The organism is Nonomuraea sp. NPDC049646 (genome assembly GCF_044465525.1).
Lineage (GTDB): Bacteria > Actinomycetota > Actinomycetes > Streptosporangiales > Streptosporangiaceae > Nonomuraea.
The window spans coordinates 58,057-72,534 of record NZ_JBITLU010000014.1; the positions used below are offsets into that span (position 1 = coordinate 58,057).

Annotated in this window: 13 protein-coding genes; 6 read left to right on the top strand and 7 right to left on the bottom strand. The window is 72.8% G+C overall.

Annotated features, from left to right (window positions below):
• Positions 1-51 precede the first annotated feature (51 nt).
• Together ACIBQ8_RS35150 and ACIBQ8_RS35155 are read right to left on the bottom strand one after the other, a co-directional pair.
• On the bottom strand, positions 52-1,287 hold the full coding sequence (locus tag ACIBQ8_RS35150; RefSeq protein ID WP_397177223.1) for a multidrug effflux MFS transporter: 1,236 nt from the start codon (positions 1,285-1,287) through the stop codon (positions 52-54).
• A gap of 93 nt (positions 1,288-1,380) precedes the next feature.
• Positions 1,381-2,157 carry a VOC family protein gene (locus ACIBQ8_RS35155; RefSeq protein WP_397194127.1) on the bottom strand — a complete coding sequence of 259 codons (777 nt, stop codon included), beginning with the start codon at positions 2,155-2,157 and terminating at the stop codon, positions 1,381-1,383.
• Positions 2,158-2,313: 156 nt separating this feature from the next.
• On the opposite strand from ACIBQ8_RS35155, the gene ACIBQ8_RS35160 reads away from it, so the two are divergent.
• The 3 genes from ACIBQ8_RS35160 to ACIBQ8_RS35170 all read left to right on the top strand — a co-directional run bounded on the left by ACIBQ8_RS35160 (position 2,314) and on the right by ACIBQ8_RS35170 (position 5,013).
• On the top strand, positions 2,314-3,222 hold the full coding sequence (locus tag ACIBQ8_RS35160; protein ID WP_352364386.1) for an ABC transporter ATP-binding protein: 909 nt from the start codon (positions 2,314-2,316) through the stop codon (positions 3,220-3,222).
• Entirely contained in the window at positions 3,219-3,989 is a 771-nt protein-coding gene (locus ACIBQ8_RS35165; protein WP_357983327.1) for an ABC transporter permease, read from the top strand. The genes ACIBQ8_RS35160 and ACIBQ8_RS35165 overlap by 4 nt, the downstream gene beginning before the upstream one ends.
• Before the next feature lie 106 nt (positions 3,990-4,095).
• Positions 4,096-5,013, top strand: coding sequence for an EamA family transporter (locus ACIBQ8_RS35170; protein ID WP_352328758.1), 918 nt, complete (start codon positions 4,096-4,098; stop codon positions 5,011-5,013).
• Between the two features lie 254 nt (positions 5,014-5,267).
• Here ACIBQ8_RS35170 and ACIBQ8_RS35175 read toward each other — a convergent pair whose 3' ends face one another.
• Genes ACIBQ8_RS35175 through ACIBQ8_RS35185 form a run of 3 tightly spaced genes read right to left on the bottom strand, consistent with a single transcriptional unit; the run spans position 5,268 to position 8,036 of the window.
• Complete coding sequence (locus ACIBQ8_RS35175; RefSeq protein WP_352364390.1) at positions 5,268-5,936, bottom strand: GntR family transcriptional regulator; 669 nt, start codon at positions 5,934-5,936, stop codon at positions 5,268-5,270.
• A 13-nt stretch (positions 5,937-5,949) separates the two neighbouring features.
• Positions 5,950-6,999, bottom strand: coding sequence for an ornithine cyclodeaminase family protein (locus tag ACIBQ8_RS35180; RefSeq protein WP_397194128.1), 1,050 nt, complete (start codon positions 6,997-6,999; stop codon positions 5,950-5,952).
• Positions 6,996-8,036 (bottom strand): proline racemase family protein, encoded by a 1,041-nt coding sequence (locus ACIBQ8_RS35185; RefSeq protein WP_397194129.1) that lies wholly within the window; start codon positions 8,034-8,036, stop codon positions 6,996-6,998. The genes ACIBQ8_RS35180 and ACIBQ8_RS35185 overlap by 4 nt, the downstream gene beginning before the upstream one ends.
• 117 nt (positions 8,037-8,153) lie before the next feature.
• Between ACIBQ8_RS35185 and ACIBQ8_RS35190 the strand changes: the two genes are divergently transcribed.
• Both ACIBQ8_RS35190 and ACIBQ8_RS35195 read left to right on the top strand, forming a co-directional pair.
• Positions 8,154-9,140 carry a heme A synthase gene (locus ACIBQ8_RS35190; protein ID WP_397194130.1) on the top strand — a complete coding sequence of 329 codons (987 nt, stop codon included), beginning with the start codon at positions 8,154-8,156 and terminating at the stop codon, positions 9,138-9,140.
• Between the two features lie 22 nt (positions 9,141-9,162).
• The gene (locus ACIBQ8_RS35195; protein ID WP_397177213.1) at positions 9,163-9,870 is read left to right on the top strand and encodes a vancomycin high temperature exclusion protein; all 708 of its coding nucleotides are present in this window, start codon (positions 9,163-9,165) and stop codon (positions 9,868-9,870) included.
• On the opposite strand, the gene ACIBQ8_RS35200 is transcribed toward ACIBQ8_RS35195, so the two are convergent.
• Both ACIBQ8_RS35200 and ACIBQ8_RS35205 read right to left on the bottom strand, forming a co-directional pair.
• Complete coding sequence (locus ACIBQ8_RS35200; protein WP_397177211.1) at positions 9,846-11,036, bottom strand: PrsW family intramembrane metalloprotease; 1,191 nt, start codon at positions 11,034-11,036, stop codon at positions 9,846-9,848. The two genes, ACIBQ8_RS35195 and ACIBQ8_RS35200, sit on opposite strands and share 25 nt — an antisense overlap.
• A gap of 125 nt (positions 11,037-11,161) precedes the next feature.
• Positions 11,162-12,106: a heme o synthase gene (locus ACIBQ8_RS35205; RefSeq protein ID WP_364340061.1), complete on the bottom strand. Its 945-nt coding sequence runs from the start codon at positions 12,104-12,106 to the stop codon at positions 11,162-11,164.
• Between the two features lie 335 nt (positions 12,107-12,441).
• Here ACIBQ8_RS35205 and tkt point away from each other — a divergent pair, with 335 nt between their 5' ends.
• Positions 12,442-14,472, top strand: coding sequence for a transketolase (gene tkt, locus ACIBQ8_RS35210; RefSeq protein WP_397177561.1), 2,031 nt, complete (start codon positions 12,442-12,444; stop codon positions 14,470-14,472).
• Positions 14,473-14,478: the final 6 nt, after the last annotated feature.

Genomic DNA, 14,478 nt, shown 5'->3' on the forward strand with positions numbered 1-14,478 from the left:
CACAAATGAATCGGAGCAGGCCACCAATGGAATTGCTCACGCAGGTAAGGCTTACCTAACCTTTCGGCGTCCCAGGATCGCGAACGCGAGCGTGGAGCAGATGATCAGGCCGAGCATCACGCAGGCCATCGGCACGGCCGTGCCCTCGCCCGCCAGGCCGACCAGCGGGGCCGCCAGCGCGCCCAGCGCGAACTGCAGCACGCCGAGCAGCGCCGAGGCGCTGCCGGCGATCTGGGCGGGCTGCCCGGCCAGCGCGAGCGCGCCCGTGCCGGGCAGGACGAGCCCCTGACCCAGCATGATCACGAACAGGCCCGCCACGATGCCGGCCAGGCCGAGCCCGGTCAGCGCGGCGGTCACCAGCAGCCCGGCGCCCACCAGGCCGGTGACCAGCCCCACGACGACCAGGCGGGCGGGCTCCACGCGGCCCGACAGGCGGCCGCCGAGCTGGGCCATCGCGGTCAGGCCGAGCGCGTTGAGCCCGAAGATGAGCGAGTACTGCTGCGGGGTGGCGCCGTACACCTGCTGGAGCACGAACGGCGAGCCGGAGATGTAGCCGAACATCGCCGCGAAGGCCAGCCCCGCGGTGAGCGCGCAGCCCATGAACGCGCGGTCGCGCAGGAGCTGCCAGAAGGTGCGCACGGTGTGCGCCAGCCCGCCGCTCTCGCGCCGGTCGGCGGGCAGCGTCTCGCGCACCCCCGGCAGCACGGCCAGCAGCAGCACGAGCCCGGCGACGCTGAGCGCCACGAACACGCCGCGCCAGGAGGTGAAGGCCAGCAACTGGGCCCCGGCGATGGGGGCGAGGATCGGCGCCAGGCCGCTGACCAGCATGAGCGTGGCGAAGATGCGGGCGATGGCGGCGCCGTCGTACAGGTCGCGGACGACCGCGCGGACGATGACCAGCGCCGCCCCGCCCAGGACGCCCTGGAGCAGCCGCAGGACGATCAGCACGGGCACCGACGGCGCGAACGCGCACAGCAGCGAGGCCACCATGAACCCCGCCACGCCCACGATCAGCGGGACGCGCCGCCCGCGCACGTCGCTGACCGGGCCGGCGACGACCTGGCCGACGGAGACGCCGATCAGGCAGGCGGTGAGGGTGAGCTGGACCTGCGCGGGAGCGCTGAGCATCTCCTCGGTGATGGCGGGCAGGGCGGGCAGGTACATGTCGATGGACAGCGGGCCGATCGCCGACAGCGCGCCCAGGATCACCAGCAGCAGCCCCCGCCTCCCGCCCTTGGTCTCGCCCTTGCTCCCAATGGCGGCGGACGCGGCTTCTGCCACGGACATGCCTGAACCCCTTCCCCTCGCAGGCCGATGACCCACGAGGGCCGAGGGATCAAACCGGGATTCGGTCCTCCTAATTCCCGGTTATCAGATATTTCATGATGTTTCGTTGAGCTGGATGACGGCGAACGCCGCACCCTGCGGATCGATGAGCTGCGCGAACCTGCCGGGCGGCGCCTCGGTCACGCCGGTGAGCACGTCGGCGCCCGCCTCGGCGGCGGCGTGCAGGGCCGCGTCGAGGTCGGCGACCGCGAAGTAGGTCAGCCAGAACGACGGCAGCTCCGCCGGAGCCTCGCCGGGCATCGGGATCATCCCCGCCACGGCCGCCTCCCCCGCCACCCACTCGGTGTAGGCCATGCCGCCCAGGTCGGACGTGCGCGACGTCCAGCCGAAGACCGCCGAGTAGAAGCGCTCGGCGGCCGGCGCGTCCCGGGTGCACAGCTCGTTCCAGCAGAACGCGCCGGGCTCGTTGACCAGCTCCGCCCCCGCGTGGGCGGCCGCCTGCCAGGCGCCGGCGCAGGAGCCGTCGGGGGCCCGCAGGGTGACCATGGTGCCCTCGTCGAAGACCTCCATGGGCTCCGCCACGACGGCGCCGCCGGCGTCCCTGACCCGGGCGGCCAGCGCGGCGGCGTCGTCGGTGGCGACGTAGGTGTTCCAGAGCGAGGCCGAGCCGCCGTCGCGGACGGGGCCGATCCCGGCGACCTTGCTGCCCTCGTGGACGAACATCCCGTAGCCGCCGGCCGCCGGGTCGTCGACCATGTCGGCCGTCCAGCCGAACAGATCCCCGTAGAACCGGGCCGAGCCGGGAACGTCGGTGCTGGCCAGGTCCACCCAGCACGGGACTCCTGGGTCGTATCCACTGCGTCGCGACATGTGAGGCTCATCGCCGCGCTTCCCCCCGTTCTCACGCCTTTCCGGGGAACGGTCCGGTCAAGGGCCGTCCATTTCCGGGCAGGGCGGCCCGACGGGCGTTCGCCGGGCGCGTACCTGGGGGCCGGACCGCCCGGCGCAGTCCCTAAACTCGTGGCCATGGATTCCCCAGCCGTCGAGATCGTCGACCTGGTCAAACGCTACGGCGGCCGGACCGCCCTCGACGGCCTCACCCTGCGGGCCGGCCGCGGCGCCGTCACCGCCGTCCTCGGGCCCAACGGCGCGGGCAAGACGTCCACGGTCGAGATCTGCGAGGGGTTCCGCAAGGCCGACTCCGGCACGGTGCGGGTGCTCGGCATGTCGCCCACGCTGCCCGAGCTGCGCCCGCGCGTCGGGGTGATGCTCCAGGCGGGCGGGGTGCCGCCGGCGATGCGCTGCGCCGAGTGGCTGCGCCTGGTCGCGCGCTTCTACGCCCGTCCCCACGATCCCGGCGCGCTGCTGACCCGGCTCGGGCTGGCCGAGCACGCGCGCACCCCCTACCGGCGGCTGTCGGGCGGCCAGCAGCAGCGGCTGTCGCTGGCCGCGGCCGTGATCGGCAGGCCGGAGCTGGTGTTCCTCGACGAGCCGACCGCCGGGCTCGACCCGCAGGCCCGGCACGCCTGCTGGGACCTGGTCGGCGAGCTGCGCGGCGCCGGGGTGTCGGTGGTGCTGACCACCCACCACATGGAGGAGGCCGAGCGGCTGGCCGACCACGTCGTGATCATCGACAGGGGGCGCGTGGTGGCCGAGGGCAGCCCGGCCTCGCTGACCGGGGCCGAGCGGCAGCTCAGGTTCAGGGCCCGGCCGGGGCTCACGCTGGAGGAGCTGCTCAACGCGCTCCCGGTGGGCAGCGCGGCCAAGGAGTCGCCGGCCGGCCACTACATCATCGAGGGCCAGGTGGGGCCCGAGCTGCTGGCCACCGTCACGGCCTGGTGCGCGGCGGAGGGCGTCACGGCCGACGACCTGCGCATCGAGCGCCGTACCCTCGAAGACGTCTTCCTCGAACTGACCGGCAGGGAGCTGCGATGACCCCCGTGCTCGACCTCTCGCCCGCGCCGGGCGCCGCGCCGTTCCCGCGCATGGTGCTCGCGCAGGCCGGCTCGGAGGTCCGCACGATGCTCCGCAACGGCGAGCAGCTCCTGCTCACCCTGATCATCCCGGTGCTGCTGCTGGTCGGCTTCTCGCTGGCGCCGCTGGTCGACGTCGGGGGCGGCCGTCGGGTCGACTTCCTGGTGCCGGGCGTGCTGGCCCTGGCCGTCATGTCCACGGCCTTCACCGGGCAGGCCATCGGCACGGGCTTCGAGCGCCGCTACGGCGTGCTCAAGCGGCTGGGCGCGACCCCGCTGTCCAGGGCCGGGCTCATGCTGGCCAAGACGGCCGCGGTGGTGGCCGTGGAGGTCATCCAGGCGGCCGTGATCGTGGCCGTCGGGCTGGCGCTGGGCTGGCGGCCCCACGGGTCGTTCCTGGCCGCGGCGGTGCTGGTCGTGCTCGGCACGGCGGCCTTCAGCGGCCTCGGCCTGCTGATGGCGGGCACGCTGCGGGCCGAGGCGACGCTGGCCGCGGCCAACCTGGTCTACCTGGTGCTGCTGGGGGCGGGCGGGGTGGTGTTCCCGCTGTCGAAGTTCCCCGAGGGCGCGCGGCCGGTCCTGGAGCTGCTGCCGATCTCGGCGCTGACCGGCGGCCTGCGCGCGGTGCTCGCCCAGGGAGCGGCGCTGCCGCTGGGGCCGGTGCTCGTCCTGGCCGGCTGGGCGGTGCTGACCCTGGCGCTGGTCTCACGGCTGTTCCGCTGGGAGTGAGGCGGCCGTTCCGCTGGGGGTGAGGGGCGCGGCCCCCGCGTGCGGAGATGTCGTCCGAGGTCAGTACGCTCTGGACGACCGCCCCACCTGCCGCGCGAGGAGTTCCGTGACCGACTTCGCCCTCGACGATCCCTTCGATCGCCGCCCGGCGCTGCCCCGTCCTGGCCGCCTGCTGCGCCAGGCCGCGGACTCGATCCCGCCCTCGTCGCTCGTCCTGCTGTCCATCGTCTCGGTGCAGCTCGGCGCCGCGTTCGCCAAGAACCTGTTCGCCGTCCTGCCGCCGAGCGCCGTGGTGTTCCTGCGCATCGCGGCGGGCGGCCTGATCATGGCCGCGGTGGCCAGGCCGAAGCTGCGGGGGCTGGGGTGGCGCGACTGGGCGGTGGGGGCCGGTTTCGGCCTGACGCTCGCGCTGATGAACCTGTCGTACTACGAGGCCCTGTCGCGGCTGCCGATGGGCGTCGCGGTGGCGATCGAGTTCCTCGGCCCGCTGGGCGTGGCCGTGGCCGCCTCCCGGCGCAGGCTCGACCTGGCCTGGATCGGCCTGGCGGGGCTCGGCGTGGCGCTGCTGGCGCCCTGGGGGCAGCAGGCGTCGGCGGCCTGGTGGCTCGGCATCGGGTTCGCCCTGGTGGCGGGCGCGTGCTGGGCGGCCTACATCCTGCTGTCGGCGGCGGCCGGGCGGCGTTTCCCCGGCACGACCGGGCTGTCGTTCGCGATGATCGTCTCGACCCTGGTGATCGCGCCGGTGGGCGTCACGACCGGCGGCGCCGACCTGCTCCAGCCGTCGCTGCTGCTGATCGGGCTGGGGGTGGGGCTGCTGTCGTCGGTGATCCCGTACTCGCTGGAGCTGCACGCGCTGCGGCGCATGCCCAAGCACGTGTTCGGCATTCTGATGAGCCTGGAGCCGGCCGTGGCGGCGCTGGCGGGCGTGCTGGTGCTGGGCGAGGTCCTGCACGTGCAGCAGTGGGCGGCGATCGTGTGCGTCGTGGCCGCCAGCCTCGGCTCGACCCGGATGACGGGGCGGTGATCACCGGGCGGTGAGGGCGGCTGAGAAGGTGCCGCCGCGCGCCCGCGGGGATGGGGATCTCTCGGGCGCGCGGCGGAGGGCTCGGCTTGAGGTGGGCGGGTCGCCGAGCCCGGTGAAGGTCAGCGGACGCGGGCGTCCGCGTGACCGGGCTGGTGAGGCCTTCAGGAAGGCGAGTTCGTGAAAGCTTTCACCAACACATTACCGCAAAACGGACAAACCCTCTTAATTCGGACGGTAAAGAACCGCGGCAGCCGTCAGTGCTCGGCCCAGATGCCCCGGACGTGGCCGATGTGCTCGCCCATCAGATGGCCGACCGCCTTGCCGTCGCCGCTCTTGAGCGCGTCGAGCATGGCCAGGTGCTCCCTGGCGGAGTCGGTCAGCGAGCCGCGCTCGGCCAGCTGCGACAGGCCGTAGAGCCGGGCCCGGTTGCGCAGGTCGCGCACCACCTCCACCAGGTGGACGTTCCCGGCCAGGGCCAGCAGCTCCAGATGGAAGCGCAGGTCGGCGTCGATGTAGGCGAGCAGGTCGGCCCGGTCGGCGGCCGAGACGATCTCCTCGGCGATCGGGCGCAGCCGTTCGAACTCCTCGGCGCGGGCACTGTCGGCCAGCCGCGAGACGGTGGGCACCTCGATCAGCTCGCGGATCTGGGTCAGCTCGTCGAGGTCGCGGTCGGACAGCTCGGTCACCCGGAAGCCCTTGTTGCGCACGGCCTCGACCAGGCCCTCCTTGGCCAGGTCGAGCATGGCCTCGCGGACCGGCGTGGCCGAGACGCCGAACTGCGCGGCGAGCACGGGCGCGGAGTAGACCACCCCTGGCCGCATCTCGCCGGTGATCAGCGCGGCCCGCAGCGCGTGCGCGACCTGCTCGCGCAGACTCTGCCGCTCCCCCACCATCGGCAGGTCGAGCCGGTCCTCGGCAGCCATCCGCCTTCCCCTCCTACTTCCACGCCTCGTACGCGGCCGCGGCGACCACCAGGTCCTGCCACGCCATGCCCGTGCTCTTGAACACCCGCGGGCCGGGACCGGCCACCACCCTCCCGGCGATCAGCTCGGCGAGGTTCCCGGCGAGATGACCAGAGGTGATCGTACCGTGGCGGATCGGGATGATCACGTCGCCGGCTTCCTCCAGGGCGGCCGATCTGGCCTCGACGACCACGGTGGCGCGGGCGACGAGGTCGCCGTCGAGCTCGCGGACGCCGGGCTCGTGCGACCCGACCGCGACCACGGTGACGCCGTCCCGGGCGAGCTTACCGGGGAACAGCGGCCGCGCGGCCGTGGTGCAGCAGGCGACGAGGTCGGCGGCCCGGATCGCGTCGGCCACCGCACCGGGCAGCGCACCGGCGGGGGTTCCGGCGGTCGGGGGTTCGGCCGTCAGGGGTTGGGCGGTCAGGGGTTCGGTGGTCAGGGGTTCGGTGGTCAGGGGTTCGGCCGTCAGGGATTCGGTGGTCAGGGGTTCGGCGGTGAGGCCCAGGGCGTGGCAGCGGGCGGCCAGGGCGGCGGCGCGGGCGGGGTCGCGGCCCACGATCGTGACGTGCTCGACCGGCCGCACCTCGCGCAGGGCCAGGACGTGCCCGTACGCCTGCGGCCCGCTGCCGAACACCACCAGGCGGCGCGCGTCCGGCTCGGCCAGGTAGGAGACGGCCAGGGCCGAGACGGCGGGCGTGCGCAGGGACGTGAGCGCGATGCCGTCCAGGGCGGCGAGCGGGGCCAGGGTCGGGCCGTCCAGCAGCAGGTACGTCCCCTGGATGCGGGGCAGGCCGCGCCCGGGGTTGGCGGGCGTGACGGTGACGGCCTTGACCCCGGCGTAGCGGCCGGCGGCGGCGGGCATGAGCAGGAGCTGCCCGGCCGGCAGGTCCACGGCCGGCCGCCGGGGCGTCAGCTCGGGGTCGAGCCCGTCGCGCAGGGCCTGTTCGAGGACGGCCACCGCGCGGCCGACCGGCACCAGCCGCTCCAGCACGGGCCCGTCAATGTAGGGAAGCGCGCTCATCGCAGCGTGAACCCCGTTCCGATCGGGTCGGCGGGATCGAGCTCGAAGACGTGCCGGCCGGTGCGGTAGGCCATGCCCTCGATCTCCGGCACGATCCCCTCGGCCGTCACCCCGGCCACCCGGGCCAGGAAGACGGACCCGACGACGCTCTCGTGCACCAGGGTGCCGCGCAGGCCCGCGTCGTGCAGCAGCGCCATCCTGGCGGCGGTGCCCGACCCGCACGGCGACCGGTCCACCTCGCCGTCGGCGAAGACGGTGACGTTGCGCTGCCGGACACTCCGCCCGGCCCCCGGCAGCTCGCCGCCCGCCGATCCGCCGCCCGCCGATCCCCCGTCCGGCGCGGCGGCGGCCGGCAGGTCGTCGTCCGGCAGGTCGTCGTGGAAGATGACGCCGTAGACGCCGGACAGGCGGTCGTCGCGGGGGTGGCGGGTGGCGGGGTGGCCGGCCAGGGCGGCCTTGATGCGGCGGGCGTGCCCGACCAGGGCGGTCAGATGGCGGGGCTCGACGGACAGACCCAACTCCCCAGCCGAAATAGACGCATAAATCGCCCCGCCGTACGAAATATCAACCTTGGTTCCGGCGACGGCCACGTCCCGGGCGATCACGTACGACGGCACGCTCACGAACGTCACCCCCACAACCCGCCCGCCCGAGCACCGCACCCGCGCCCTGACCCGCCCCGACGGCACGTCCACCACCACGTCGGTCTCCCCGTCGGGATCGGCCGCGACCAGCCCCTCCTGCACCGCGTACGCCCCGAGGGCGATCGTGCCGTGCCCGCAGGCGGTGGAGAAGCCGTCCTTGTGCCAGAACAGCGCGCCGAGATGGGCCCCGGCGTCGTCGGGCGGGACGAGGAAGCAGCCGTACATGTCGGCGTGCCCGCGCGGCTCGTGGCACAGCAGCCGCCTGACGTGGTCGGCGTGGGCGGGCGCGTTCTCCCGCCGGGTGAGCACGTCCGCCCCGGGGATGCCGGGGACGCCTCCGGTGACGATCCGGAACGGCTCACCGCCCGTGTGGTAGTCGACAGTTGTGATCACAGTTCGAAGCCCTCCGGGAACCGGGTCGAGGAAGCCGCCAGGAGTAACATGTCACATTGTCACGTTCCGGAGAAGCCCCTGACGGGACCGTCCCACCTGGCCCGTACCATCGTTGACGTGAAGGAATCCACCGGCCGTCCCAACGTCCTCGTCCGCGCCCTGCGCTCGTTCTGGGCGCCGACCACGCGCTCGATGCGCGGCTGGGCGGTGGCCTCCGTCGTGGCCAACGCGGGCATCGCGGTGACCGGCGCGGGCGTGCGGGTGACCGGTTCCGGGCTCGGCTGCCCGACCTGGCCGAAGTGCACGCCCGACAGTTTCGTGCCCGTCGCCCATCCCGAGATGTCGATGCTCACGATGCTCATCGAGTTCGGCAACCGGCTGCTGACGTTCCTGGTGCTGGCGGTGGGCGCGGCGTGCGTCGTCGCGGCGCTGCGCCTGGTCCCGCGCAGGCGGGCCCTGGTGCGCCTGTCGCTGTTGCAGCCGGCGGGCGTGCTGGCCCAGGCCCTGTGGGGCGGGCTGGTGGTCAGGACCGCGCTCAGCCCGTTCACGGTCGGCATGCACTTCCTGATCTCCATGGCCCTGATCGCCGCCTGCTGGATGCTCTACGCCCGCGCCGGCGAGGGCGACGGCCCGGCCGCCGGGGTCGCCCACCGCGACGTCCGGCGGCTCGGCCACGCGCTGCTCGCGGCCACGGCGGTGCTGCTGGTGGCGGGCGTGGTGGTCAGCGGCACGGGCCCGCACTCGGGCGACGTCATCGCCTCGCGGTTCGGCTTCGACATCGAGACCGTGGCCCGGCTGCACGCCGACATCGTCTACGTCGTCGTCGGCCTGACGTTCGCGCTGCTGTTCGCGCTGCGCGTGACCGGCGCGCCCCGGGCCGCCAGGCGGGCCGCGCTCGGGCTGTTCGCGGTGGAGCTGGCCCAGGGCGTGATCGGCTACACCCAGTACTTCCTGGCCGTGCCGGCCGCGCTGGTGCTGCTGCACGTGCTCGGCGCCTCGCTGGTGTGGATCGCCGCGCTGCGGGTGGTCACCTCGCTGCGCGCCAGAGGCCCGCTGGAGGCCCCGGCCGGCGCCGCTCACACGGAAGCGCCCGTTCCGGTCTGACCGTTGTGCGATGGTATGGGGTGTGGTGCGACTCCCTAGGCTCTCGCGCAGGCTGCTGCGCCGTACCTACCAGGGGCTGGTGCTGGTCAGCGTGCTCGCGCTGGCGCCCATGACCTGGGCCTGGCTCGACAGCTCGCCGCACCGCGTGGTGGCCGACACGGGGGGCTGGCTGGGCCGGGTGCCGCCCGCGCAGGCCGCGCTGGTGCTCGGCGCCGGGCTGTGGCGCACGCAGCCCACGCCCATGCTGGCCCGCCGGCTCGACGTGGCCGCCGAGCTCTACCGGGCGGGCAAGGTGCGGGCGCTGCTGCTGTCGGGCGACAACAGCCGCAAGGACTACGACGAGCCCACCGCCATGCGCGACTACCTGCTGCGCAGGGGCGTGCCGGCGGACGTGATCGTGCTCGACTACGCCGGCTTCGACACCTGGGACTCGTGCGTACGGGCCCGCCGGGTGTTCGGCGCCGAGCGGGTCACCGTCGTCACCCAGGTCTTCCACCTGCCGAGAGCCGTCGCGCTGTGCCGGACGGCCGGGCTGGAGACGTTCGGCGTCGGCGACGACTCCACCCGCCAGTGGGCGGCCACCACGTACGCCTACGCCACCCGGGAGCTGCTGGCCACCGGCAAGGCCGTCGTGGACGCGCTGCTGCTGCACTCCGACCCGGTCTACCCGGGGCCGCGCGAGGTCTCGCTGACCGAGATCCTGGCTCAGCCGGGCGCGCCGGGCGCGTAGCCGGGCGGCGGGGTGCCCCTGGCCATCCGGCGGGCGTGCACGGGCGGCACCGGGAAGTCGGCGCGGGCGGTGCTCATGCACTCCAGCAGGGCCCGCTGCTCCTCGTGGAAGGCCTGCTCGTCGACGATGTGGCGGGCCGCCCGCTCGTGCAGCAGGCCCAGCTCGGTGGCGGCGAGCTGGTAGTCGCGCATGGCGCGCACGCCCCGCTTGCCGCCGTAGGCCCTGGCCCACTGCCTGGCCTGGCGGCGCCTGGCGAACGTGGACAGCATGTAGATGTCGGCCGGCCCGACCAGCTTGGTCGGCTCGTACGGCGGCAGGTAGGTCTGGATGAGCGCGACGATGCGCCGCCGGTCGCGGAACACCACGCCGATCAGCACGACCAGCACCACCAGCAGCGCCAGGTAGGCCACCACGAGCCCCGGGAAGCCGCCGTAGGAGGCCAGGCCGTTCCACAGGCCGTGCAGGATCATCGCCCCCGACCACCCGGCCAGCACCAGGAAGACCCGCTCGGGCCCCTGCCGCTGGGCCGCGTAGGCGACGGCCACCCCGATCATCGAGCTGAACAGCGGATGGGCGAACGGCGACAGGATGCCGCGCAGCACCACGGTGACCGCCAGGCTGCTGACGCCGTTGCCGTTGAGCGCCGACAGGTAGTAGCTGACGTTCTCGCTCATGGCGAAGCCGAGGCCGACCATGCTGGCGTAGATGATGCCGTCGGTGGGGCCGTCGAGCTCGGCCCGGCGGAACTTCAGCAGGCCGAGCAGCACCAGGCCTTTCATCGTCTCCTCGACCACCGGCGCGCCGAAGGTGGCCGCCAGGTTGCGGGCGCTGGTCGGCGAGAGCTTGGCGGTGTCGATGAAGTAGTGGAGGTTGAGCGAGTTGATCGCGCCGGCGACCAGCACGGCGATGCCCGCGCCCCAGGCGAAGGCGAAGATCAGGTTGCTGCGCGGCTCCGGCTCCATGCGGTCCAGCGCCAGCACGGCGGCCAGGAGCAGCGGCACCGGCGCCAGGGCGAGCCCGAGCGCGATGAAGAACTGCACCGGCTCGCCGTTGATCACGTCGAAGGAGAACGAGACCAGGGCGCAGATGCCGGTGAGGACCAGCCCGGTGATCAACGCGAACGACGGGCGGTCCTTCAACACCCAGCGTGGATCACGGGTCGCCATACCGTGACTTTAACGGATCGAAGGGCCGGGGTCCGTGCCGACCGCCCGCCCGGGACAGCCACTCCTCACCGTCCGGACACGCGCCGCGGGGGCCTCGCGCACGGCGGCCGGGACGGTCACGGCGGTCAGGCCAGCAGCGGGTCGATCGCGACGGCGAGGAAGAGCAGCGCGAGGTAGGCGTTGGACCAGTGGAAGAAGCGCATCGGGCGCAGGTCGACGCCGCTCTTGCCGGCGTTGAGCCGGGCCAGCAGGCGGTGGACCTCCCACAGGCAGACCACGCCGAGCACGACCGCGACGACCGGGTAGAACAGCGTGGTGCCGGCCACCGGCCACAGGGCCAGCGAGCACAGCACGGTCGCCCAGGTGTAGGCCACGGACTCCAGGATCACCCGCCGCTCGGTGGCCACCACCGGCAGCATCGGCACCTTGGCCGCCGCGTAGTCCTCCTTGTAGCGCATGGCGAGGGTCCAGGTGTGGGGCGGCGTCCAGAAGAACACCACGCCGAACAGCACCAGGGGCGCCCAGTCGAGCCGCTCGGTGATGCCCGCCCAGCCGATCATGACCGGCATGCAGCCCGCGATGCCGCCCCAGACGATGTTCTGGGCCGTGCGGCGCTTGAGCAGCATCGAGTAGACGATGACGTAGAACAGGATCGCGCCGGTGGACAGCACCGCGGCCAGCCAATTGGTGGTGAGCCACAGGCCAACAGTGGACAAAATCCCCAGGACGATCCCGAAGACCAGCGCGCCGCGCGGCGAGACCTGGTGCCGGGCCAGCGGCCGGCGGCGGGTGCGCCGCATCTTCTGGTCGATGTCGCGGTCGACGTAGCAGTTGAGCGCGTTGGCGCTGCCCGCCGACAGGGTGCCGAAGACCATGACGGCGATCGACTTCCACAGCGGCGGCAGGCCGCCGGCCGCCAGGAACATCACCGGAAGGGTCGTGATCAGCAGCAGCTCGATGATCCGCGGCTTGGTGAGCGCGACGTAGGCCTTCACGACCATGCCGAACGTGCGCGGCGCCCCGGGCTCGGTCGAGGGGGCCGTGGCCTGCCTGTTGGTCAGCACCGTCAAGGCGCTTCCAGCCTGTGCGGAGTCAACGCGTAACCTCTGATTAGAGCGGATCGATGAGTGGCGCCGTGGCGCCTCTGCGAACAAACAAACTGTAGTCGCAGGGGCGGACGGTCCGGCCAATGGGGGGCTTGCGCCATTCATGGACACGCGAGGGTGGAATGGGAATCGATCGCCAGCTCCACTCGGTTAGGGTCCCGTGTGGGCGGGATAGCCAACAGGTACTGCCAAATGACAACTAGATTCCGGAGATCGAGCACTTGAGCACCGAACTCGTGCCAGCCCTTGAATGGACCGACCTCGACAAGAAGGCCGTCGACGTCGTCCGGGCCCTGGCGATGGACGCAGTGGAGAAGGCGGGCTCGGGTCACCCCGGCACCGCCATGAGCCTGGCCCCCGCCGCATACCTGCTGTTCCAGCGCGTGATGCGCCACGACCCCAGCGACCCCAACTGGGCGGGCCGCGACCGGTTCGTGCTGTCGTGCGGCCACACCAGCCTGACGCTCTACATCCAGCTCTACCTGTCGGGCTACGGCCTCACGCTCGACGACCTGCGCCGGCTGCGCCAGTGGGACAGCCTGACCCCGGGCCACCCCGAGCACGGCCACACCGCGGGCGTGGAGACCACCACCGGCCCGCTCGGCCAGGGCCTGGGCAACGCGGTCGGCATGGCGATGGCGGCCCGCCGCGAGCGCGGCCTGTTCGACCCCGACGCCGAGCGCGGCTCCTCGCCGTTCGACCACCACATCTGGTGCTTCGTCAGCGACGGCGACATCGAGGAGGGCATCAGCCACGAGGCCAGCGCCCTGGCCGGCCACCAGAAGCTGGGCAACCTCGTCGTCCTGTACGACGACAACCACATCTCCATCGAGGACGACACCCTCATCGCCAAGTCCGAGGACGTCGTCAAGCGCTACGAGGCCTACGGCTGGCACACCGAGAGCGTCGACTGGACCGCCGGCGGCGAGTACGAGGAGGACGTCCAGGCGCTGTACGAGGCGCTGGAGGCGGCCAAGGCCGAGACCGACCGGCCCTCCTTCATCCGGCTGCGCACGATCATCGGCTGGCCGGCGCCGAACAAGAAGAACACCGGCAAGATCCATGGCGCGGCCCTGGGCGAGGCGGAGATCGCCGCGACCAAGGAGATCCTGGGCATGGACCCGGCCAAGAGCTTCGACGTGCCGGCCGAGGTGCTCCAGCACGCCCGCGAGGTGGTCGCCCGCGGCCGCAACGACCGCGCCGAGTGGGACAAGGGCTACGCCGAATGGCGCCTGGCCAACCCCGAGCGGGCCAAGGAGTTCGACCGCATCTCCCACCGCGAGCTGCCCGCCGGCTGGGCCACGGCCCTGCCCGAGTTCGAGACCGGCTCCTCGATGGCCACCCGCAAGGCCAGCGGCGAGGTGCTGGGCGCGCTCGCGCCGGTGCTGCCCGAGCTGTGGGGCGGCTCGGCCGACCTGGCCGAGTCGAACCTGACCACGATGAAGGGCGAGCCGTCCTTCATCCCCGAGGAGTACCAGACCAAGGACTTCCCGGGTAACCGCTACGGCCGCACGCTGCACTTCGGCATCCGCGAGCACGCCATGGGCGCGATACTCAACGGCATCGCCCTGCACGGCGGCACCCGCCCCTACGGCGGCACGTTCCTGGTCTTCTCCGACTACATGCGCCCGTCGGTGCGCCTGGCCGCGCTGATGAAGCTGCCGGTCACCTACGTCTGGACGCACGACTCCATCGGCCTGGGCGAGGACGGCCCCACCCACCAGCCGATCGAGCACCTGTGGGCGCTGCGCGCGATCCCCGGCCTCGACGTCGTCCGCCCGGCCGACGCCAACGAGACCGCCTACGCGTGGAAGACGATCCTTGAGCACACCGACCGTCCCGCCGCCCTGGCTCTGACCAGGCAGAACGTACCGGTCTACGAGGGCACGAACGCCGACGGCGTGGCCCGCGGCGGCTACGTGCTGCGCGAGGCGTCCGACGGCCAGCCGCACGTGATCATCATCGCCACCGGCAGCGAGGTCGAGGTGGCCGTGCAGGGCCGCGAGCTGCTGGAGGCGCAGGGCATCCCGGCACGAGTGGTGTCGATGCCGTGTGTCGAGTGGTTCAACGGGCAGGACTCCGCTTACCGGCAGACCGTCCTGCCGAGCTCGATCAGGGCTCGGGTCGCGGTCGAGGCCGGCGTCGCGCTCGGCTGGCACCAGTTCGTCGGCGAGTGCGGCGAAGTGGTCAGCCTGGAGCACTTCGGCGCCTCGGCGCCGTACAAGACGCTGTACGAGCAGTTCGGGCTCACGGCCGAGCGCGTGGCGGCCGCGGCCAAGGCGAGCCTCGCCAAGCTGGGTCAGGACAAGGGCGAGACGACGGGAAACTGAGAAGAA

What these genes read in the sequence shown, in the direction of transcription:
- ACIBQ8_RS35200 (WP_397177211.1), bottom strand. Translation starts at nt 11,036, where the DNA reads ATGGCGACCCGTGATCCACGCTGGGTGTTGAAGGACCGCCCGTCGTTC.
- ACIBQ8_RS35160 (WP_352364386.1), top strand. Translation starts at nt 2,314, where the DNA reads ATGGATTCCCCAGCCGTCGAGATCGTCGACCTGGTCAAACGCTACGGC.
- ACIBQ8_RS35175 (WP_352364390.1), bottom strand. Translation starts at nt 5,936, where the DNA reads ATGGCTGCCGAGGACCGGCTCGACCTGCCGATGGTGGGGGAGCGGCAG.
- tkt (WP_397177561.1), top strand. Translation starts at nt 12,442, where the DNA reads ATGGACGCAGTGGAGAAGGCGGGCTCGGGTCACCCCGGCACCGCCATG.
- ACIBQ8_RS35155 (WP_397194127.1), bottom strand. Translation starts at nt 2,157, where the DNA reads ATGTCGCGACGCAGTGGATACGACCCAGGAGTCCCGTGCTGGGTGGAC.
- ACIBQ8_RS35150 (WP_397177223.1), bottom strand. Translation starts at nt 1,287, where the DNA reads ATGTCCGTGGCAGAAGCCGCGTCCGCCGCCATTGGGAGCAAGGGCGAG.
- ACIBQ8_RS35180 (WP_397194128.1), bottom strand. Translation starts at nt 6,999, where the DNA reads ATGAGCGCGCTTCCCTACATTGACGGGCCCGTGCTGGAGCGGCTGGTG.
- ACIBQ8_RS35165 (WP_357983327.1), top strand. Translation starts at nt 3,219, where the DNA reads ATGACCCCCGTGCTCGACCTCTCGCCCGCGCCGGGCGCCGCGCCGTTC.